At 70.1% G+C, this 17,953-nt stretch carries 18 protein-coding genes and 5 pseudogenes; 9 read left to right on the forward strand and 14 right to left on the reverse strand.

Annotation, left to right across the window (positions count from 1 at the left end):
- Positions 1–43: 43 nt before the first annotated feature.
- The 3 genes and pseudogenes from ACIQUT_RS38530 to ACIQUT_RS38540 all read right to left on the reverse strand — a co-directional run.
- Positions 44–401: pseudogene (locus tag ACIQUT_RS38530) on the reverse strand (transposase); the annotation flags it as partial.
- Positions 402–497: 96 nt separating this feature from the next.
- Complete coding sequence (locus ACIQUT_RS38535; RefSeq protein ID WP_403570188.1) at positions 498–914, reverse strand: recombinase family protein; 417 nt, start codon at positions 912–914, stop codon at positions 498–500.
- Between the two features lie 287 nt (positions 915–1,201).
- Positions 1,202–2,098: a hypothetical protein gene (locus ACIQUT_RS38540; protein ID WP_403570190.1), complete on the reverse strand. Its 897-nt coding sequence runs from the start codon at positions 2,096–2,098 to the stop codon at positions 1,202–1,204.
- Positions 2,099–2,254: 156 nt separating this feature from the next.
- Between ACIQUT_RS38540 and ACIQUT_RS38545 the strand changes: the two genes are divergently transcribed.
- Positions 2,255–2,941: a GntR family transcriptional regulator gene (locus ACIQUT_RS38545; protein ID WP_403570192.1), complete on the forward strand. Its 687-nt coding sequence runs from the start codon at positions 2,255–2,257 to the stop codon at positions 2,939–2,941.
- Here ACIQUT_RS38545 and ACIQUT_RS38550 read toward each other — a convergent pair.
- The 5 genes and pseudogenes from ACIQUT_RS38550 to ACIQUT_RS38570 all read right to left on the reverse strand — a co-directional run bounded on the left by ACIQUT_RS38550 (position 2,898) and on the right by ACIQUT_RS38570 (position 7,126).
- Positions 2,898–3,188, reverse strand: a complete 291-nt coding sequence (locus tag ACIQUT_RS38550; RefSeq protein WP_403570194.1) for a chitosanase — start codon at positions 3,186–3,188, stop codon at positions 2,898–2,900. The genes ACIQUT_RS38545 and ACIQUT_RS38550 overlap by 44 nt on opposite strands.
- 331 nt (positions 3,189–3,519) lie before the next feature.
- Positions 3,520–3,792, reverse strand: a pseudogene (locus ACIQUT_RS38555) (endo alpha-1,4 polygalactosaminidase); the annotation flags it as partial.
- A 488-nt stretch (positions 3,793–4,280) separates the two neighbouring features.
- The gene (locus tag ACIQUT_RS38560; protein WP_403570196.1) at positions 4,281–4,970 is read right to left on the reverse strand and encodes a response regulator; all 690 of its coding nucleotides are present in this window, start codon (positions 4,968–4,970) and stop codon (positions 4,281–4,283) included.
- A gap of 4 nt (positions 4,971–4,974) precedes the next feature.
- A complete protein-coding gene (locus ACIQUT_RS38565) occupies positions 4,975–6,222 on the reverse strand; it encodes a sensor histidine kinase (RefSeq protein WP_403570198.1) in 1,248 nt (415 codons plus the stop codon).
- A gap of 25 nt (positions 6,223–6,247) precedes the next feature.
- Positions 6,248–7,126: a lysostaphin resistance A-like protein gene (locus tag ACIQUT_RS38570; protein WP_403570200.1), complete on the reverse strand. Its 879-nt coding sequence runs from the start codon at positions 7,124–7,126 to the stop codon at positions 6,248–6,250.
- A 717-nt stretch (positions 7,127–7,843) separates the two neighbouring features.
- Between ACIQUT_RS38570 and ACIQUT_RS38575 the strand changes: the two genes are divergently transcribed.
- From ACIQUT_RS38575 to ACIQUT_RS38595, 5 genes and pseudogenes are all read left to right on the forward strand, one after another.
- Positions 7,844–8,656, forward strand: coding sequence for a phytanoyl-CoA dioxygenase family protein (locus ACIQUT_RS38575; RefSeq protein ID WP_403570202.1), 813 nt, complete (start codon positions 7,844–7,846; stop codon positions 8,654–8,656).
- A 12-nt stretch (positions 8,657–8,668) separates the two neighbouring features.
- Positions 8,669–9,054 (forward strand): annotated as a pseudogene (locus ACIQUT_RS38580) (site-specific integrase); the annotation flags it as partial.
- Positions 9,054–9,242: pseudogene (locus ACIQUT_RS38585) on the forward strand (DUF6083 domain-containing protein); the annotation flags it as partial. The pseudogenes ACIQUT_RS38580 and ACIQUT_RS38585, both read left to right, overlap by 1 nt.
- Positions 9,243–9,315: 73 nt before the next feature.
- Positions 9,316–9,636: a hypothetical protein gene (locus tag ACIQUT_RS38590; RefSeq protein WP_403570217.1), complete on the forward strand. Its 321-nt coding sequence runs from the start codon at positions 9,316–9,318 to the stop codon at positions 9,634–9,636.
- Positions 9,637–10,645: 1,009 nt separating this feature from the next.
- Positions 10,646–10,849 (forward strand): EF-hand domain-containing protein, encoded by a 204-nt coding sequence (locus ACIQUT_RS38595; RefSeq protein ID WP_385433038.1) that lies wholly within the window; start codon positions 10,646–10,648, stop codon positions 10,847–10,849.
- A 286-nt stretch (positions 10,850–11,135) separates the two neighbouring features.
- Here the strand turns inward: ACIQUT_RS38595 and ACIQUT_RS38600 are convergent, their stop codons facing one another.
- On the reverse strand, positions 11,136–11,477 hold the full coding sequence (locus ACIQUT_RS38600; protein ID WP_403570204.1) for a hypothetical protein: 342 nt from the start codon (positions 11,475–11,477) through the stop codon (positions 11,136–11,138).
- Here ACIQUT_RS38600 and ACIQUT_RS38605 point away from each other — a divergent pair.
- Positions 11,451–11,564 (forward strand): annotated as a pseudogene (locus ACIQUT_RS38605) (hypothetical protein); the annotation flags it as partial. The gene ACIQUT_RS38600 and the pseudogene ACIQUT_RS38605 sit on opposite strands and share 27 nt — an antisense overlap.
- A gap of 9 nt (positions 11,565–11,573) precedes the next feature.
- Here ACIQUT_RS38605 and ACIQUT_RS38610 read toward each other — a convergent pair.
- From ACIQUT_RS38610 to ACIQUT_RS38625, 4 genes are all read right to left on the reverse strand, one after another.
- Complete coding sequence (locus ACIQUT_RS38610) at positions 11,574–11,852, reverse strand: hypothetical protein (protein WP_403570205.1); 279 nt, start codon at positions 11,850–11,852, stop codon at positions 11,574–11,576.
- A gap of 251 nt (positions 11,853–12,103) precedes the next feature.
- Positions 12,104–12,556, reverse strand: coding sequence for a hypothetical protein (locus ACIQUT_RS38615; protein WP_403570207.1), 453 nt, complete (start codon positions 12,554–12,556; stop codon positions 12,104–12,106).
- A gap of 238 nt (positions 12,557–12,794) precedes the next feature.
- Positions 12,795–14,384: an ISL3 family transposase gene (locus tag ACIQUT_RS38620; protein WP_403570209.1), complete on the reverse strand. Its 1,590-nt coding sequence runs from the start codon at positions 14,382–14,384 to the stop codon at positions 12,795–12,797.
- A 435-nt stretch (positions 14,385–14,819) separates the two neighbouring features.
- Positions 14,820–15,764, reverse strand: a complete 945-nt coding sequence (locus tag ACIQUT_RS38625) for a LysR family transcriptional regulator (protein ID WP_403570211.1) — start codon at positions 15,762–15,764, stop codon at positions 14,820–14,822.
- 127 nt (positions 15,765–15,891) lie between these two features.
- On the opposite strand from ACIQUT_RS38625, the gene ACIQUT_RS38630 reads away from it, so the two are divergent.
- Both ACIQUT_RS38630 and ACIQUT_RS38635 read left to right on the forward strand, forming a co-directional pair.
- On the forward strand, positions 15,892–16,704 hold the full coding sequence (locus ACIQUT_RS38630) for an inositol monophosphatase family protein (RefSeq protein ID WP_403570212.1): 813 nt from the start codon (positions 15,892–15,894) through the stop codon (positions 16,702–16,704).
- Between the two features lie 50 nt (positions 16,705–16,754).
- Positions 16,755–17,399, forward strand: a complete 645-nt coding sequence (locus ACIQUT_RS38635; protein WP_403570214.1) for an NADPH-dependent F420 reductase — start codon at positions 16,755–16,757, stop codon at positions 17,397–17,399.
- An 8-nt stretch (positions 17,400–17,407) separates the two neighbouring features.
- Here the strand turns inward: ACIQUT_RS38635 and ACIQUT_RS38640 are convergent.
- Positions 17,408–17,953: transposase (locus tag ACIQUT_RS38640; protein ID WP_403570215.1), on the reverse strand; the 546-nt coding region annotated here is incomplete at its 5' end.

Genomic DNA, 17,953 nt, shown 5'->3' on the forward strand with positions numbered 1-17,953 from the left:
CCGAGCACCACCCGTCCGCCGCCCCTCCTGCCGGAACGTGCCAGGCGATGCCGCGCCATTGCTTGAGGCGGTTGAGGCGGCGTTCCACGACGTCCGGCGTGTGTAGACCTGGCGGTCGAAGGCGGAAGGGCGGCCGCCGCGGCTGCCCTTGCGAGCCCGGTTGCGGACCTGGGCGGCCCGCTCGGGGATGGTGCGCCTGATGCCACGGTGTCGCAGCCAGGTGCGGATCGCCTTCGAGCTGTAGCCCTTGTCGCCGATGCCGTGAAGTGCCAGGTTGCGGAGCCCTTTTTTCGTGCGCCGGCCGCGTCCTGGTGAGCGCGGCCGGCGGTGGAGTCGACCGACACCAGCCAGCCGATGTCGCCTGCGGCGTCGGCCTGCGCCTGTGCCGCCGCCAGCACTCGATCTTCTGCCATTGCGCGTCCGTCGGCTCATGTCGCCGCACCACACAACGCATCTGCCCGGCCCAGGCACTGATCCACCCACCCCAGCAAGAGCCATCAGAAACGACCTGGACCGTGGGCGGCGAGGTGGTCGGCGAGCGCGGTGAGTTCGGCGGCGTCGCGCCCGAGGCGCTTCATCTGGTACACGGTGGGGATGACCCGGCAGTGCGGGGTGTGGGCCTTGATGTCGCGGGCGGTGGCGAGCGCGGCCTCGAACCGGGGGCGGACCCGGATGCGGGTGCTGATCTTCTCGCTGAACACCTTCTCGCGCGGAACGCCGTGCTTGGCGAGGGCGTCGAGCCGGGAGTCGAGTTCTTGCCCGAGGGTCGAGCAGCGGGCGTAGCCGATCCGGATGTCTGCACCGGGGGTGTCCGGGTCGACCGGGGCCGGCGGCGGGGTGCCGGGGCGCCACGGCTGCCCCGGCTGGCGGTCGGCCGGGGTCTGGACCCGCAGGAGCTTGGCGAGCCGGGGCACCTTCGTGAACCGGCCGGTGTGGTACGTCCCGGCGACCGCGCCGCCGCGCGAGCGGCACGGCTATCCCGGTGCGGCCGCGCACCGCGGGCAGGGGTGGCACTCGACGTCGGCGGCATCGGCCGGGGCGGGGTCGTGAGGGTCCGTCATAGCCCCGGACGTTGTCACCACTCAGTTCTCAGAACGGGGTGTCGTCCGTTCTCGAGTGAGAACGGGTTGTGAGAACCCGATCCGGCGTCCGTGTGGCTTCCCGGGCCTTCCGTTGACCTTGCTCTGGGAAAGGACACCGTTTATGCGAGATCAGACCGTCCATGAACGGCCTGGAACGTTCCCGCCGCGGTGAACGCGTTGGTGATCGGCGCGATGAGCGAGGCGAAGCGGCGGGCACCTGCGTTGCCGATCGGCGCCCATAGCGCGGCGCAGTGTTCGTCCGTTTCCACTTCGATGCGCTCGCGTGCCGTACTGCCGGCGTCGGTTACCACGCCGTGGGAGTCGAGCCAGCCGCGCGCGACGAGGCGTGCCGTCGCTGCGCTCCACTCCTCGTCGTCCCACTGGCGGGTCGCTCGCGCGAGAGCTGTCGGGAGGCGGCCTGTTGCGGTGTGCAGAACGAGGCAGTCGCACGGCCCGAGGCCGTTGTCGGCGAGTACGACGAGATGGGCGTCGCCGCGCCACTCGCGTGCCACCGTGAGCTGCTGCCACAGGGCGACAAGAGGATCGGATGGAAGCGCGACCGAGGCGTTCGCGGCGGCCAGCACCTTTCCGGCGTAGTCGGCACCGGCGACGACCGGGTCGATCAGCGAGCGCGCCTCGGCAAGGTGGTCGTCCGTGAGATGTACGTTGACGCGCCGCATCGCCCGACCGGCGGCCAGGAAACGGGCGGCCTGCCACCGCTCGGGCGGCGCGGTGTCCCACACGCCCGCCATGGCCCGCACTGCCCGCGGGCTGAAGTTGTAGAAGGCCGCGAGCGTGACCTGCCACGGAACCGCGCCCATCGCGGCCGACCGGAAGGCCAGATACGCCGGCCCGCGGTCGGTCACGCCGAGCCCGGCGGCCTCCTCGGCGCTCTCGGGGGCGAGATAGATGAACAGGTGGGCGGCGCTGACGACGCGGCTGACATCGCGGACGGCGTTGAGGTCCATCAGGCTGTCGCCGGTACGGGCGGAGTCGGGAAGGGAGCCGGGGTGCATGGCGGTGGTGTCTCCGGGAGTCGGGTGGCGCTGTCATGCGGGTGTTTCGGCAGTGGCGATCAACACCGCGCGTCCGGGCGAGGACGTTCTCATCGACTGCCGAATCGACGGTAGCATGGATAATCGATTATTCAGTGGATCGTCTAGGATGGGCTCATGACTCAGACGGCGCACTCCTCCACCCCGCCGGGGAAGCAGATGCTTTCCGAGCAGGTCTACGCACACCTGCGAGACGCGATCATGCGCGGGGACCACTCTCCCGGCGCCCCCCTCAAGCCGCAGGATCTTGCCAAGGAGCAGGGCGTGAGCTTGGCCGTGGTGCGCGAGGCGCTCGTGCGGGTGGTCGGCGAGGGGCTCGCCGACCGGCTGCCCAACCGCGGTTTCGCGGTCCCGTCCTTCTCCGACCGCCGCTGGCAGGAGATCGCGGAAGCCCGCCGGACCGTCGAACCGGTCGTACTGCGCATGTCCATCGAACGCGGCGACGTCGACTGGGAGGCCAGCGTGCGGGCCGCCCACCATCGTCTGGTGCGCACTCCGGCGTACGTGCCGCAGGAGAGCGAGTACTACACAAGCGCTTGGGCCGAGGCCCACAGGGCCTTCCACCGCACCTTGCTGGAGGGGTGTGGCAACAGCGCACTGCTGGCGACCTTCGACCGGTTGTGGACCGCAAGTGAGCTGGCCCGCCGTTGGTCGGCGCACCGCAACCCCGACCGGGACGGCGCCGAGGAACACCACAGGCTGGAGGAGGCGGCGCTGGCCCGCGACGCCGACACCGCAGCCGCGCTCCTGGTCCGGCACCTCACCTTGACCGCGGCTGCTCTGACCGACGATTCAGGCCTCTGAGGAGGATCGGGTCCTCCAGGCGCCGTAGCTCGGGGATGAACCGGGTCAGCGGGTTGTCCGGGGGTCGGACGGCGTATGCCTCGATCACCTTGAGCGCGTCGCCGTCGCTGGTGGTGAACCCCGCCCGGCCAGCCGTGACGCCCCTGCTGTCACGGATGTTCTTCGCGTAGGCGTACTGGATCCCGGTGGTGCTGTCCTCGAAGGCGCTGACCAGCTGGTCGGCACGGCGCCGCTGCTCGGCGGTCATGTCCGCCACCGGCTGCGGCGGACACCGGTCCGCGGGGGTCGGGTGGCTGCACGGGCCCGAAGGCGAAGACGAGGCCGCTTCATCCGGCTTCAGCCGCGTAGACACGGACATGGTCGACCATCATGGTGGGCCGACTTGAGGGGGTCCGGCCGGGTACCGGCGGCGCCGTCGAAGTCGTCCGACCAGACCAGGTGCCAGGACGAGGGCGGAGGTGCCGGGGACGGGCTCGCGGGCGGGGTGCAACCCGTCAGCGCCAGCAGCAGAGCGAGCCCGGCCGCCGCCGTGAGCCGCCCGCCAGGCCGGGCTCCCGGCACGGTCCCGCATCGGCGGATCACGAGGCACCGCAGGTCTTGTGGAGGTAGCAGGTGCTGCCCGCGGGTACGAGGTTCAGGTCGCGGCGGACGATGCTGATCTTGTCGCCCCAGCCCTGGCAGACCTTCCTCATGCCGGACTCGGTGTACTCGATCACGTCGTTCCCGAACGCATCGGTGTAGGCGGCGCACTCGTCGTACTGGCCGCACTCCTCCACCACGGCGAAGTCGGCGCCGACCTCCTTGCGGGCCGGGGCCAGTTCCGGGGTGTTCTTCTGGCCGACGGCCAGGTTCTTCTCGTGCGCGTGGGCGGCGAGGAGGGAGAGAAAGGCCTTCGCGTCGGCGGGGTCAACAGGCCTTTGGGGGCGCGGATGCGGACGGGGACGGTGTCTCGTCCGCTGCCTGGCCGCCTTCGCTCAAGCAGCCGGATATCGTGAAGGCGCCGACCACGGCCGCCACCGTGAGCGCCGCGGCGGTCCTGCGGGTAGAAGTCCGCTGTTTGACGGGTATGGAGACCTCCAGGTCGAGAGTTCGCGGGTCAGTTCGTCCGCGTGACGGGCAGGCAGGCATGCGGGAACGGCGTCCCGGCGGACGGCGGGAGGACGAACGGGTCCGTGGCGTGGCACCACTGGCTCGCGCATGCTTTTTCGAGGTGCCGGCCGGACGGCCTCCACGCCGGCTTCGCCGCCGGGCCCTGGAGCTGTCGGGCTCCAGGAGAGGCCGGCTCCAGGAGAGGCCGGCTCCAGGAGAGGCCGGCTCCAGGCGGGTCGGGGCCGGTCGGTCAGGCGGTGCCGGACACCAGTCCGGCGCGGTGGGCCAGGACGACCGCCTGGACCCGGTCGCGCAGGCCGAGTTTGGCCAGGATCCGTGAGACATAGGTCTTGACGGTCTCCGGGGCGATGAAGAGGGCTTCGGCGATCTCCGCGTTCGACAGGCCCTCGGCCACCTGCCGGAACACCTCCTGCTCGCGTGGTGTCAGTGCCTTGACGACCTTCACGCGTTCGGGGTTGGTGGGGCGGATGTGCTCGGCGAAGTGGCCGATGAGGTGGCGGGTGACCGCGGGCGCGAGCAGGGCCTCGCCCCGGGCCACCGTTCGGATCCCGTTGACCAGCTCGGCCGGGGGTGCGTCCTTGAGGAGGAAGCCGCTCGCTCCGGCCCTGAGGGCGTCGTACACGTACGCGTCGACGTTGAAGGTGGTGACGACCAGGACCTTCGGCGGGTCCTCGGCATCGGGTCCGGCCAGTTGCGAGGTGGCCTGGATTCCGTCGAGCAGGGGCATCCGGATGTCCATCACGACCACGTCGGGACGGAGCCGCCGCGAGGCTTGGACCGCCTCGTGCCCGTTCTCGGCCTCGCCGACGACCTCCATGTCGGGCTGCGCGGAGAAGATGGTCACGTAGCCTGTGCGCACCAGTGCCTGGTCGTCGCAGACGAGTACGCGGATCGGCGGCGGCGCGTCGCTCTGGCTCACGGGGCTACTCCTGCACGGGTTGGGTGGGAATCGTGGCGCGGACCTCGAATCCGCCCTCGGGCCGGGGTCCGGCCTCCAGTTGACCATCGAGCATCCGCACCCGGGCGCGCAGCCCGGCAAGACCTCGCCCGCCCTGCGGTCCCGGCCCGTGTGGTACTGGTGCGGCCTGCGGGGAGCCGGCGGATCCGTCGGTGATCACCGTGATCTCGATGCGGTCCCCGCCGTGGTGGACCGAGACCCGTGTCGGCTGCCCGGCCGCGTACTTCATCGCGTTGGTGAGCGCCTCCTGCACCACACGGTAGGCGGCCAGTTCCACGTCCACCGGCTGCGGCCGTTGCTCGCCCTGCTCGCTGAACTCGACCGGCTGGCCGGACCTGCGAGTCCCTTCGACGAGGTCCGTCACCCGCCCCAGGGTCGGGGCCCGCTCGGCACGCGCCGCCTCTCCGGTCGCGCTCTCTCCGGCCGCGCTCTCGCCGGTCGCCTCCAGCACGCCGAGCAGATACCGCAGCTCCCTCAGCGCCCGCCGCCCGGTGTTGCTGACGGCGACCAGCCCCTCTCCGGCCCGCTCCGGCGCGGAAGTGATCAGGAACTGTGCCGCGTCGGCCTGGACCACCATGGCCGTCACGTGGTGGGTGACCACGTCGTGCAGCTCGCGGGCGATCCGGGCCCGCTCGGCCGCCGTGGCCACCTCGGCGGCCAGCCGCCGCCGCTCCGCCTCTTGCGCCCTGCGCACGCGCACGCTGCTCCCCACCAGCCAGATCGCAGCCAGAGTCAGATAGAACGCGGAAAAGTCCGCGACGCCCAGCGGTGAGCCGAGACGGTTCAGGACGAAGGCCAGGGCGACGTAGCCCGCACTCGCTGCGGCCGCCGTGCTCCGGCGGAAGCGGACCTGATGGGCCCCGGCCGAGTACAGCGCGACGTACAGGCCCACGCTGCCGAACGTCGTCGCGAAGCCCAGCGCCTGGTGCGCGGCGAACGCAGCGGCGACGACGGCCAGACAGGCGGCGGGCCACCGGCGCCGGGCCGCCACCGGCAGGGTCTGGGCCAGGGTCAGTGCGATGCTCAGCACGCTCGCCGGCCGCTCGGGCAGATCACCGATCTGCGCGCCGATGTTCGACAGGGTCGGCGCGAAGGCGAGCAGCGCGAGCACCAGGGCCAGGACGCCGTCCTGGAAGGAGGCGCCCTCTTCCCTCCACCGGTTGAGCGGCGCCCGGAGCCGTGAGAGGCCCCAAGGTGTCTGACGGGACGTCACTTCCGTATCCTCCGGTCGGTCTGTGTCAGTGCCGGGCCCGCCGCCGGGGCAGCAGGTTCCCGCCCCGGCGGGCTAGGACGAACATCGGGACGGTGATCAGCACGCTGAGGAGGATGGGCACGACCGATGCCTCCAGACCGAAGATACCGCCGGTCAACAGCGACGAGCCGTGGGCCTCCACCGTGAACAGGCCGTCGGGGGTGTGCCCGGAGAGCGGAACACCGGCCAGCTGTTGAACGGTGTTCCAGGCGAAGTGCAGGCCCGAGACGAACCAGATGCTGCGCCGCCACATGTACGCGGCGCCGAGCATCACACCCGCCTGCAGAGCGATCGCCAGCGCGCTCCACGGGCCGGCCCCCGCCCCGCCCAGATGGGCGGCACCGAACAACACCGCGGTCACCACGATGGCAATCCGGCTGCCCCACCGCTGCTCCAGGCCCTGCAGGAACAGACCGCGGAACATCAGCTCCTCGGTGACCGCGGTACCGATCTGCACCATGACCGCGGACCCGACGACCGGAAGCAGGCTCTTTCCGGCCCAGGAGAAGGAATATCCCCCGAACAACGAGACCAGCAGCAGGGACGCGAGGATGAAGCCCAGGCCGATCCCACCGCCGAGCAGCGCCTCGCGCAGCGCGCCGGGCCGGGCGATCTCCGGCGTGGCACGCCCCGCGAGCCGGCGCATCACCAGCACGTACACGGCCACCGCGGCGGCCGCACCCAGCACCGGCACCGGACCGGGCCCCGTCGCGGTCACACTCGCGACCAGCCCGACCCCGACCAGCCCGGTCACCGTCCAGCCGAGCGGGGAGCGCAGGATCCTGCCGAAACGGCCGCCCCGGCCAACCGGCTCGGTGTCCGGACCGGGGTCCGCTTCGTGCTTCGCAGTGGATGTCGTACTCATGATGGCCTCTCCTGTGGCGGTGGTCGCACCGGCGGCGACCTGACGACCACGCTAGGAATCCGGAGGCGTCCCGCGAATCACCCGCCGATGGACAGCCCTGGTAGCTCTCACGGGGGATGCGCCGCACCTGCCGACCCGTTCCAGCCCTCTCAACCACGGAACGCAGCCGAGGCACGAACAGGATCGGGCACCCTCCGAGGGCCGGGCCACCCCGGTCGCTGCGGCGGCGAGGTCGAGGTGACGGCCCCCGCCCGGGCCCCTGGCTTCGCGCACCCAGGAGGTGGCCGCTGCCGTCAGGGTCATCGCCACCTCGTGCCCGCAGGCCCACTGCCAACCCCCGTGTCGCTGGCCACTGACACTCCCCTGTCGTCCGTGATGCTCGCGACGCCCGGAACGGTACCGCGATTCGTCGGCAGAACAGCCGAGTGCGCTGATCGGCCGGCCTGACCTGGAGGACACCCTCAACCGCGGCGACGGGCCGCTGCGGCTCAACGACGACGGCGAGTTGGTCATCTCGCCGCTCACAGCGAAGGACATCCCAGGCGAGGCCGAGGAGCTGCACACGGAGCTGGAGCAGATGCTGCCGAACGCGCCCATCACCTCGCTACCGGTGGAGATGGACCGGCACGGGGCGGGAAGGGGGCCCGGTGAATACCCGACAAAGGCGGTGCGGAGAATGTCGGGTGATCGGGGCCGGTGTCGTCGCACGATGGGGGCATGGATGACACGATCTTGGTATCCCGTTTCCTCCGCGACGGCTTCGTGAAGTTGGAGGGCGCCGTCGCGCCGCGCGTAGCCGCGGACTGCGCGCGGCTGCTGTGGCGAGAGACGGGCTGTGCCCCGGACGACCCTTCGACGTGGACGCAGCCCGTGCACTGGGTGGCTGGCATGGCGCAAGGGCCATTCGCCGCCGCGCCCAACTCCCCATCCCTGCATCACGCGTACGACCTGCTCGTCGGCCCAGGACGCTGGGAGCCGCGCTATTCGCTGGGCACGTTCCCGCTGCGCTTCCCGCACAAGGAGGAGCCGGACGACGCGGGCTGGCACATCGAGGGGAGCTATCTGCCGGAGGGCGAGAGCTGGTACTTCACCAATCTGCGCTCCCAGGGCCGGGCGCTGCTGATGCTGTTCCTGTTCAGCGAGGTCGGTGAGGAGGACGCCCCGACCCGGATCCGGGTCGGCTCACACCTCGACGCGCCGAAGGTGCTGGAGCAGTACGGGGAGGACGGGGCGAGCGGGCTGACCCTCGCCCCCGATCTGGTGGCGGCGTCCGACCACCGGCCACTCGCCCTCGCCACCGGGTCCCCGGGTGACGTCTTCCTGTGCCATCCGTTCCTGGTGCATGCGGCGCAACCGCACCATGGGGTGCGGCCGCGCTTCATGGCCCAGCCTCCGCTGATGCCGGCCGCGCCGTACGAACTGGAGCGGGCCGACAGCGCGTACTCACCCGTGGAGATTGCGATCCGCCGGGGCCTGGGACAGGACACCCCCGGTCCGGACGGGGACGGTACCGACCGCAGCGCCGAATAGACGTGCTTCACGATGCAGCTGCCGACCGGGAAGGCGTTGACTGTCCGGGCGGCGGCCGGTGTATCCCTTGACTCGCTCGGCAACCCGAACACGGTGCGGAACCACGGGATCGGGGTTGGCAAGACCGCCGAGCGGATCGGCGAGGGCCGGCAGCCGCTGTCGTCGGTCGCGGACGACGAGATCGGCGAGGCCCCCGAACTGCTCTGGGGGCACTGCGGCGGCCAGCACCTGGAACTCACGCCGGGCCGCGGCGCTGTCCTGGCTGCTCGGCTGGTGCCGCCACCCCGGCCCGCTCGAAGATGGCCATTGACCGGCTGATCGCCCGGCGCGGGGTCCGCCTGCGGGAGAAGACGCTGTGGCGAACGCTCTACGAGACGTCCGGGCGGGCGGATTCGATGTGGGCGGACTTTCAGCCGGGGACCGTCCAGAACCACCCCGACCCGGCGGCCGGCCGATCGCGCTGGACGTGCGTGAAGCGCCTCCACACTTGGTGCCGGAGGACCTGCGCTGGCGGATCACCGGCAATGGGGTCGCGGTTCCCCTCGGCTGGGCCGACCCCACCGACACCGTCCGACTTCCCCACGACCCTGTGTGCCGCTACAGCTTTGTCCCTGTCATCTCCGAACCCGGGAGCGGAACGGGAGAAGCTCCTCTCCAAGTTGCCCGCTCACCTCCGGCAGACCCTCAAGGTCCCTGCAGCACAGCTTCAGACCGACATCCAGGACGCCGTCACCGACGCGCTGTCCGTCCTCACGGCCGGCCACGAGGAACGGCAGGTGCACCCGCCGGGGGAGCGGGCCGCCTACGCGCTGGCCTGCCAGGCCGCCGACCAGACGCGCTCGCCGAAGCGCACGGTGCTGCCGCCGCTGACCGAGCTGCGCGAGCGGTGGCAGGCCTCAGCAATCGCCGCGTTCGGCGCCTGCACCGTTCACCGGCTCGCCGAGCGGGCCCGGGCGGCGGCCACGGCAGTATGGGCATAGGTGCGGCCGGTCATCGACGTCGCCGCCGTGGTGTACGTGATGCGCGGCGCGTTCAAGCACCACCACCTCCGCTCCGAAGCCCGCCACCTCTCCTACATCCTGCTCGTCCAGGCCGTTCTCACCGGCCCGGCCCGGCCTGGACGAGCAGATCGTGCAGCACGTCCTCGACCACTACACCCGCACCATCGACCAAAACCAGACGATAACCGCCGACCTCCACGCCCTGTACCCGCAGGACACCGAGGACCAGGCCGTGCTGCGCCCCTGACCCGCAACAACCGGTCCGCCACCCCGTACGAGCGGGCCCGCCTCGCCGCCGACGCCCTGACCGCCCGGGTCCACGCGGTATGCCGCGCAGACCGCCTGAACTCCCAGGCCCGGCCGCGCACCGTCGCCGTGCCGCCCACCCCGAGACCGAACCTGCGCCCGGGGCGGAGGGCCGGCCGGGACCTTGAGCCGACGACGGACGTCCCCGCGGTGGAGCAGACCCGCCGGACGCTGGAGGCCGCCGCCGAGATGGCCGCCAGGCTCCAGGCCGGCATTCGGGAACGAGCCGCCGCCCACGGTCCCCAAATGCAGCCCGCCCCGGCGACGTCCCCACCACCGCACGCCCAGCAGCCTGTCCAGCCCGTGCCGGGCCGGACACCACCGCCGGAGGAATCGCATGACCACCACGCCGTCGCCGGACCCGAGGATCGAAGCCGTCGCCGCCCGGCTGAGGGAGGCCGTCCAGGAGCGCGCCGAGGCGCTCGGCCCGCCGCCGGTGTGGCAGCCGATCTGGAAGCGGCCCCGGAAGCCGAAGCCCATCAAGGCGAGGAAGGCGGAGCTGGCCCAGCAGCGCAAGGCTGGCGCAGCTCGATCCGCTCCGGCGCCAGTGTGGTGGCCCGGGGGCGCTGGTTGGCGAGGCGGTCCCGTCCGAAGGCTCGGCCGTTAGCGTGGTGTTGATGGTGTGGCAGGGTGGTGGGGCATGTGGGCCTTCGGGGTCCTGTGAACGCGAGAAGGGTATGTCATGAACGAGGCCGAGCTCAGGGCGCTGTTCGACGAGATCGACACGGACGGCGACGGGCGGATCAACATCGTCGAACTGGCGGAGGGGTTCAAGGCCGAGGGCGCCCAGGGGCACCTCGCTGAAGAGGTCAAGAAGGCCATGGCGGCCGACGTGAACCACGACGGGGTCCTCGACTTCGAAGAGTTCCGCACCCTGCTGAAGTAGCGGCAGACTGACAGCCCCCGTACGGACCCGGAAGGGCCGAACGGGGGCTGACGTGTGTGTGAGAACGGTCATCGCCGGGAGCCGGCGAGTACATCGGCGATGCACCGCAGTCTGGTGCTAGAAACGTGTGCCGTGGAGGGGAGGCGGACGACGTCGACGCCGGCGCCCGCGAAGTCCCGTTCCCATCGCTTGCTCCGGGGTGTCCCTTTCCAGCCGCCACCCTTGAAGCAAGGCACAGGGCTACCCGGACGCCTACGGCAACGTTCGCGCCTACGTCAGCCGGGCCCTACGCGGCAAGCCCCGGCGGGTCGGTCCCCGGCAGCCTTCCGCCCGCGCCGTCACCCGCTGGATCCTCACGCGCCCCGGCGCTCTGTTCGAGAGCGACCGGATCCAGCTCAAGGCCGTGCCGGCCACCTGTCCCGAACTGGACGAACTCGCCGGGCACGTGCGCTCCTTCGCCCACATGCTCACCCAGCTGCAAGGCCACCGACTGCCGGCATGGATCGAAGCGGCAACCGCCGCCGACTTGCCCAGCCTCCAGTGATTCGCCCGTCATCTGGAGCGTGACCTCGACGCTGTCACTGCTGGACTCTCGCAGCCGTGGAACTCCGGAGTCGTCGAAGGCCATGTCAACCGGATCAAGATGCTGAAGCGCCAGACGTTCGGCCGGGCCGGCTTCGAACTCCTACGCAAGCGCGTCCTTCTCTACTCCTGAAAAGGCTGCTCAGGACTCATCGTCGACCAGCCCGAACCCTTCCGGGAACTCTTCCAGGAACTCACGACGAGCCGGGTCGCTCTCGGCGGCTGCCATCTCCCCCACCAGCTCAACCAGCGCCTGCCGCTGATCATTCGGCAGCGTACTGACCACGTGGGCGACGCCCTCCATCACCTTGACCGCGTCGTCCTGATCCATCTGCTCGTCTTCGCTGCCGTCGATGAACCACAGAACATCGACCAAAGCCTCGGCCAAGGCACGAGTCAGGGACGGATACGAAGACGTCACGATGGTCTCCCAGCAGATCAACAGCAGAGTCCGGCCATCCCACCACACACTACTGACATCACTATCCGTGAGCCTCCACGGAAAGTGGACCAGAGCCCGGCCTACGGGTTCTGGCACAGATCTTGGGGAGCGGTCACAGACGGTGACAGTGTCATTCGATGGAAAACTGGAGTCATGAGCCTGGATGCTTGGCTGCAACGTGGTCACCAAGTCGCGGTCGTCGAGCGCCTACGGCGCCGTGGGGCCCTGCACTATTCGGGGTGAAGAACGCAGTGGATCCCAGTCAGGCTTTCGTTCAGCTCGCGAGCTCCCAGGGCGACGCGTTCGTCAGGATCCTGCGTCAGCTCCTCGCAGAGCCGCATCGCGTCGTCGCGGTCGCTGGCGTAGATGGCAAATGCATCGCGGACCGCGGTGTGGATCCAATCGCCATGGTTCGGGCTGGCGACTGCCAACGCGGACGCGACAATCAGCAGTCCGGCCCTGTCCTGCCTTCGGAGCAAGGCTTCTGCGGTCACCCGTGTGACAAAGGTGTCATCGCGGTCGAGCACCAGCTCCAGCAGTGGATCGACAGCCTCTTCCATCTCGGCAAAGCTCGCCAGACCGCGACCGGCGTCCGCCCGGTCCCCAGAGTCACTGCTTCGCCCGAGCTCGCCGAGGGCCACGACAGCAGCACGCCGCAGGGCACTGTCCACCAGCTTGCCCACCCCTCCCGCAAATTTCGGCAAAAGTAGCACCACGGTCCCCGCAGCAGATCGGGGGCCTCCACGGCGACTGCCTACCGCCAGTGGGGCAAACTCACTCAGCCCACGGAAACGACCTCCAACTGGCTCCATACTCACTGGTCAGCCCCACTCACAAACCCCCGAGTGGGCACCCTGTCGGGATCTGGACGACCGGCTTCGAAGGCGTCGACCAGCGGCAGAGCAACATCTCCGCGAGGAACTACTGAAGCAGGATCATTTTTCGGAGCAGTTCAAATCCGGCTCGACCGTAGAGCTGTCGCTTGATCTTCTCGATCCGGTTCACGGCGCCCTCGATGCTGCCCGAGCTCCAGTCCAGGGTGAGCCCGGCTGTCACGGCGTCAAGGTCCCGAAACAGGTGGAGTGCGAAGCCGGTGAGCCCGGGCAGCTGGCTGGCCTCGACCGCGTCGATCCAGGTGGGAAGTGTGGAGCCGACGCGGCCGGTGAGCATCTCGCCGAAGCCGCAGACATGCCCGGCGGCCGTGTCCAGTTCGGGGCAGCGGGCCAGGACATCCTTCAGGCCGGCGCGGTCGTCCTCGCTCAGCGCGGTGGGGCGTCGGGTGAGCCAGCCGATCACCTGGCGCACCGTCGGATGCCGGGGCGGCTGACCGGACGGAGCCCCGCGGAGGGTGGCGATGTGGGCGCGGACCATCTGATAGGTGACGGGCGCGTTGTCGGCGACGAGTCCACGGTGGAGGTGGGTGACGCTGGTGCATCCCGCAGCGAAGCGTCGCTCCAGGTAGGGCTTGTAGGGGTCCAGCCTGCTGGGTCGGGGCCGGTTGTCGCGGATGGCGTCCTGCCAGCGTGCGGCGTTCGCGTACCGGAGCACGGTGTTGAGGCCCCAGCCCAGGTGCCGGGCTAACGCCCGCCGTGAGTGACCCTGGGCAAGCAGCTCGTGGGCCAGGGCATGTGCTGCCTTCTTCCGCTCGGCTCGCCGGCCCACGGGGTCCGAGCCGTCCTGCGGCCGACCGGACCCCAGGGTGGCCTCCAGTAGCATGCTGCTGGGCGAAGGACTACGTAGGCAGTCGCGGTGGGCGGCGACGCAGGTTTCCACGGCTCGGCCGAGGCCCTGCCACAGATGGAACCGGTCGGCGACCTGCAGAGGGTCGGGGGCACCACGGCGGGCGCCCTCGGCGTAGGCGCCGGCCCGGTCCCGGCAGATGATCTCAACGCCGGGGTGGCGGATCAGCCAAGTGGCCAGTGGCCCGGCTTCACGGGTCGGGAGCACATCGACCACGCGACGGTCTTCGACGCTGGTCAAGACGGTGGAGTAGGTCTGGCCACGACGGATCGCAAAGTCGTCCACGCCCAGCACACGCGGCATGCTGCACTGCGGATCAGGCAGTGCCATGACCCTGCGTAACAAGGTCATCCGGCCGGCTGCGCAGCCCAGCTGGGCGGCCAGCCGAGCGCCTGCCCGCCCGGCCAGCGCGAGCCCCACTCGCTCCAAGGCGCGGTTGAGTCGAGTCGTGAACCGTGCGTATGGGGCGGCCAGCCGGGAGAACGGCTCGGCGAACGTTCGACGCGGGCAGTCCGCAGTTCCGCAGATGAAGCGCCGGACGGTCAGCTGGATCACAAAGCCCTGCTCAGCGAGCGGCAGGTCCTTCAGCTTGCGCTGGTAGCGGTCGTGGACCCGGTCCGAGAAGCAGCCGCAGTCTGGGCATGCGGCCTCGGCCTCGCGGCCTCTCGCCACCACCTCGACGGTGCCGAACGCGGCCGTCACTGTCTCGACGTCCACCTCGTCGATCCCGTCGAAGACCAGCGAGTCCCAGAACGGTGCATCGGTCTGCATGACCAGCACCATCACCGTTTACGTCCGACCGCAGCAGAGACCGGCAAACACCTGAGGGAGCGTCACTTCTGACCGTCAGACGACAAGGCGTACGCCGTCTCACAGGAATCAGTCTCCTCGCAATCGAACAGCGGGGTAACGCTCCGCGACCGCTCCCCAAGATCTGTGCCAGAACCGACCTACGACGTCGTTTCGATGTGAGGTGGGGAGTCGCAGGCTCGCACGAACAGGTGATGTTCACGAGAACGGGCTCTGGCTCAACTTCTGTGGTGCGGCGCAGCCGCTTGGCGTGCCGCGCCAACGAGCGAGGGAATCACGCAGATCAGCGGCTTGCGACGAGTCGATCGCTCTCCCATAGAGCCCGACTCCACAGAAGTTGAGCCAGAACCCGAGAACGGGAGTCAGCTGCCGCAGGCCCTTTCCCGGGGGTCTCCGTCACTGCCCGGTCTGGTTGGTGAGGGGCTGTGGGGAGGCGGTGGGTGGCGTGAACAGTGCCTGGGCGGTTTCGGTGGCCAGGTCTCGCAGCCAGGTGTGGGCGCGGTCGTTGTCGTAGCGCTGGTGCCACAGCAGGTACAGGGGGACGTCGGGCAGCGGGAGCGGCGTCGGCAGCGTGGCCAGGCCGAGTTGTTCCCGGGCCGTGCGGGTGACCGCGTCGGGGAGGGTGACGACCAGGTCGGTGTTGCGGGCGAGTTGCAGTGCGAAGGCGGCGGTGGGGCCGGCGGCGACGACGCGTCGTTCGAGGCCGCGTGCGGTCAGGGCGTCGTCGATCGGGTCGCGCAGGCGACCGCGCCGCGAAACGGTGAGGTGTTCGGCGGCTGCGTAGCGTTCGATGCTCAGCGGGCCTTCGGTGAGCGGGTGGCCGGGTCGGACGGCGACGACCAGCCGGTCCGTGCCGACGAGGCGGTGGCGGATGTCGGGGAGCGTCGGAGCGCTGGAGCTCGATTCGAGGTCGACCTCACCCCGGCGCAGCTCGGCGTCGTCCGTCCCGGGTTCGGCGGACAGTCGCAGTCGGACGCCGGGGGCCTGATCGCGGACGGCCGTGGTCAAGGCGGTGCCGGAAGCGGCGGTGAGGACGTCGTGCCAGCGCACGGTGAACACCCGGTCCAGGGCCGCCAGGTCGAGTTCCTGCTGCGCGGACAGAAGTTGGTGGGCCTGCTGCACGAGGGAGTGGACCTGGGCGCGCATGGCCAGCGCGCGGGTGGTGGGCACCATGCTGCGGCCGGTGCGGACCAGGATCTGGTCACCGGTGGCCTTGCGGATGCGGCCCAGGGAGCGGCTCATCGCCGGTGGGGTGACGTGGAGGCGCGCTGCCGCGCCGGCGACGCTGCCCTCTTCCAGCAGGGCGTCCAGCGCCGTGAGCAGGTTCAGATCCAGTTGCATGACGGTAACTCTACAAGTGACAAGCATGCACTTGTTGTTAATGATCGGGCGCCCTACCTTCGAAGTGCGGGGACGAGACATCGCAACTGTTTCCCCCCGCTTCTACCGATCCCCCAAGGAGCCCACCATGAGCACAGCCATGCCTTTCGACGCCGACGCGACGTTCCTGGCCGACGTGACCGCCGCGGTGAAGGCCGCCGGCCTCGCACTGCGTGACCGCTACACCTCGCATGCCCGGGGCGTGAGCCTGGACGAGATCGTCGGCGAGATCCACGCCAACGACGACGCGGTACTGGACGTGCTGAGGAAACCGCTGTTGCGAGCCCGGCCGGGGTCGCAGTGGGCCGAGGACGAGCTCGCCGGCGGCGCGCTCCCGGCCGGGGAATGGTGGGTGGTCGACCCCGCCGAGGGCAACATCAACCACGTCCACGGCATGGGGGACTGGGCCGTCACCGCCACCCTGGTCAGCGACAACCAGCCGGTCCTCACCGTTGTCCACCTGCCGCTGACGGGTGACACGTACACCGCCGTCGCCGGCGGCGGCGCCCGCCTCAACGACCGTCCCCTGAGGGTGTCCGCCAAGACCGACCTGGGCGCCGCGCTCATCGGCACCGGTCAGGCCAAGCCCGGCGAGGACGAGCGCACGTTCCGACGGATCGGTGACTCCGTCACCGCCCTGCTCATCAACGGCCTGGTTGTGCGCGTGTCCGTTCCCGCCACGATGCAGCTCATCCACGTCGCCGCCGGACGCATGGACGCGTTCTGGCAGTTCTCAGACGTCCGCTCCGGCCTGGTCGCGGGCGCCCTGCTGGTCTCCGAGGCCGGAGGCACCGTCACCGACCTGACGGGCGAACCCTGGACCACGGGCAGCCGCGACTTCCTGGCCGCCGCCACCGGCATCCACACCGCCGCCCTCAAGGTCCTCTCGCCGATCGCCTGACCGGACGCCTCTGTTCCTCCCCACCCCCATACCGCAAGGAGTATCACCGCATGACCAACATCGGCATCCTGGGCGCCGGACGCGTCGGCACCAACCTCGCCGGCAAGCTCTCCGCAGCCGGACACCATGTCACCCTCGGAGGCCGGAGCCTTGAAGCCGCCGCGGCTCCCAAGGCCGGGCTCGCCCCGCGGATCGCCTTCGCCGACCAGCGCACCACGGCCCGCACCACGGACCTCGTGATCAACGCGACGCCCGGCGAAAGCTCCCTGGAGCGCCTCATCGACCTGCGCACCGAGCTCTCCGGAAAGATCCTCATCGATGTCTCCAATGCCACCCGCGACGCCGCTGACGGCCTGCCCGGCGACCTGTGCTATCCCGGCAGCAGCCTCGCCGAGAAGCTCCAGGCCGCGCTCCCCGACACCCATGTGGTCAAGACCCTCAACACCATGCTCTTCATGGTCATGACCGCTCCCGAATCCCTGGCCACCCCACCGACCGCCTATCTCTCGGGCAACGACGAACACGCGAAGAAGACCGTCACCGGCTTGCTCGGCGACCTGGGCTGGCAGCCCGAACGGATCGAGGACCTCGGCGACATCACCACAGCCCGCGCCACCGAGGCCATGATCCTGGTCGTGCCCCACATCCTGCGCCGACACGGCTTCAAGCCCTTCGCCGTCTCCCTCGCTTCCTAATGCTGTTGTCAAGCGGCTGCCGTGGCTGGCGGTGTCACTTCGTAGCACCGTCGGTCACGGATCAGGGCCCAGATGACGTTGACGCGTCGGCGGGCGAGGGCGAGGACGGCCTGAACGTGCTTCTTCCCTTCGGCTCGTTTGCGGTCGTAGAACTTCCGTGAGTTCGGGTCGTAGCGGACGCTGACCAGCGCGGAGGTGTAGAAGACGCGCTGGAGTCGTCGGTGGTAGGAGATGGGCCGGTGGAGGTTGCCGCTGACCTTGCCCGAGTCTCGTGGTGCCGGGGCGACGCCGGCGAAGGCCGCCAGCGCGTCCGGGGAGTCGAACTCGTCCAGGTCACCGCCGACGGCGGCGACGAGCTCGGCGCCGAGCACGGTGCCGATGCCGGGGACGCTCAGGATGATGTCGGCGAGTTCATGCTCGCGAAACCGGCCCTCGATGAGCTTGTCCATCTCGGCGACATGCTCGTTGAGGGCCATCACCTCCTCGGCCAGGGTGTGGACCAGCTTGGCGATGGTCTTCTCCCCGGGGACGGCGGTGTGCTGCCGCTCGGCGGC

Origin of the sequence: Streptomyces sp. NPDC090445, assembly GCF_044769385.1 — a bacterium.
Taxonomy (GTDB): domain Bacteria; phylum Actinomycetota; class Actinomycetes; order Streptomycetales; family Streptomycetaceae; genus Streptomyces.

Excerpts from the sequence above, each read along its gene's own strand:
- ACIQUT_RS38575 (WP_403570202.1), top strand. The coding sequence starts at position 7,844 with ATGGATGACACGATCTTGGTATCCCGTTTCCTCCGCGACGGCTTCGTG.
- ACIQUT_RS38625 (WP_403570211.1), bottom strand. The coding sequence starts at position 15,764 with ATGCAACTGGATCTGAACCTGCTCACGGCGCTGGACGCCCTGCTGGAA.
- ACIQUT_RS38540 (WP_403570190.1), bottom strand. The coding sequence starts at position 2,098 with ATGCACCCCGGCTCCCTTCCCGACTCCGCCCGTACCGGCGACAGCCTG.
- ACIQUT_RS38600 (WP_403570204.1), bottom strand. The coding sequence starts at position 11,477 with ATGGCCTTCGACGACTCCGGAGTTCCACGGCTGCGAGAGTCCAGCAGT.
- ACIQUT_RS38570 (WP_403570200.1), bottom strand. The coding sequence starts at position 7,126 with ATGAGTACGACATCCACTGCGAAGCACGAAGCGGACCCCGGTCCGGAC.
- ACIQUT_RS38630 (WP_403570212.1), top strand. The coding sequence starts at position 15,892 with ATGAGCACAGCCATGCCTTTCGACGCCGACGCGACGTTCCTGGCCGAC.
- ACIQUT_RS38550 (WP_403570194.1), bottom strand. The coding sequence starts at position 3,188 with ATGACCGCCGAGCAGCGGCGCCGTGCCGACCAGCTGGTCAGCGCCTTC.
- ACIQUT_RS38595 (WP_385433038.1), top strand. The coding sequence starts at position 10,646 with ATGAACGAGGCCGAGCTCAGGGCGCTGTTCGACGAGATCGACACGGAC.
- ACIQUT_RS38635 (WP_403570214.1), top strand. The coding sequence starts at position 16,755 with ATGACCAACATCGGCATCCTGGGCGCCGGACGCGTCGGCACCAACCTC.
- ACIQUT_RS38545 (WP_403570192.1), top strand. The coding sequence starts at position 2,255 with ATGACTCAGACGGCGCACTCCTCCACCCCGCCGGGGAAGCAGATGCTT.
- ACIQUT_RS38620 (WP_403570209.1), bottom strand. The coding sequence starts at position 14,384 with ATGCAGACCGATGCACCGTTCTGGGACTCGCTGGTCTTCGACGGGATC.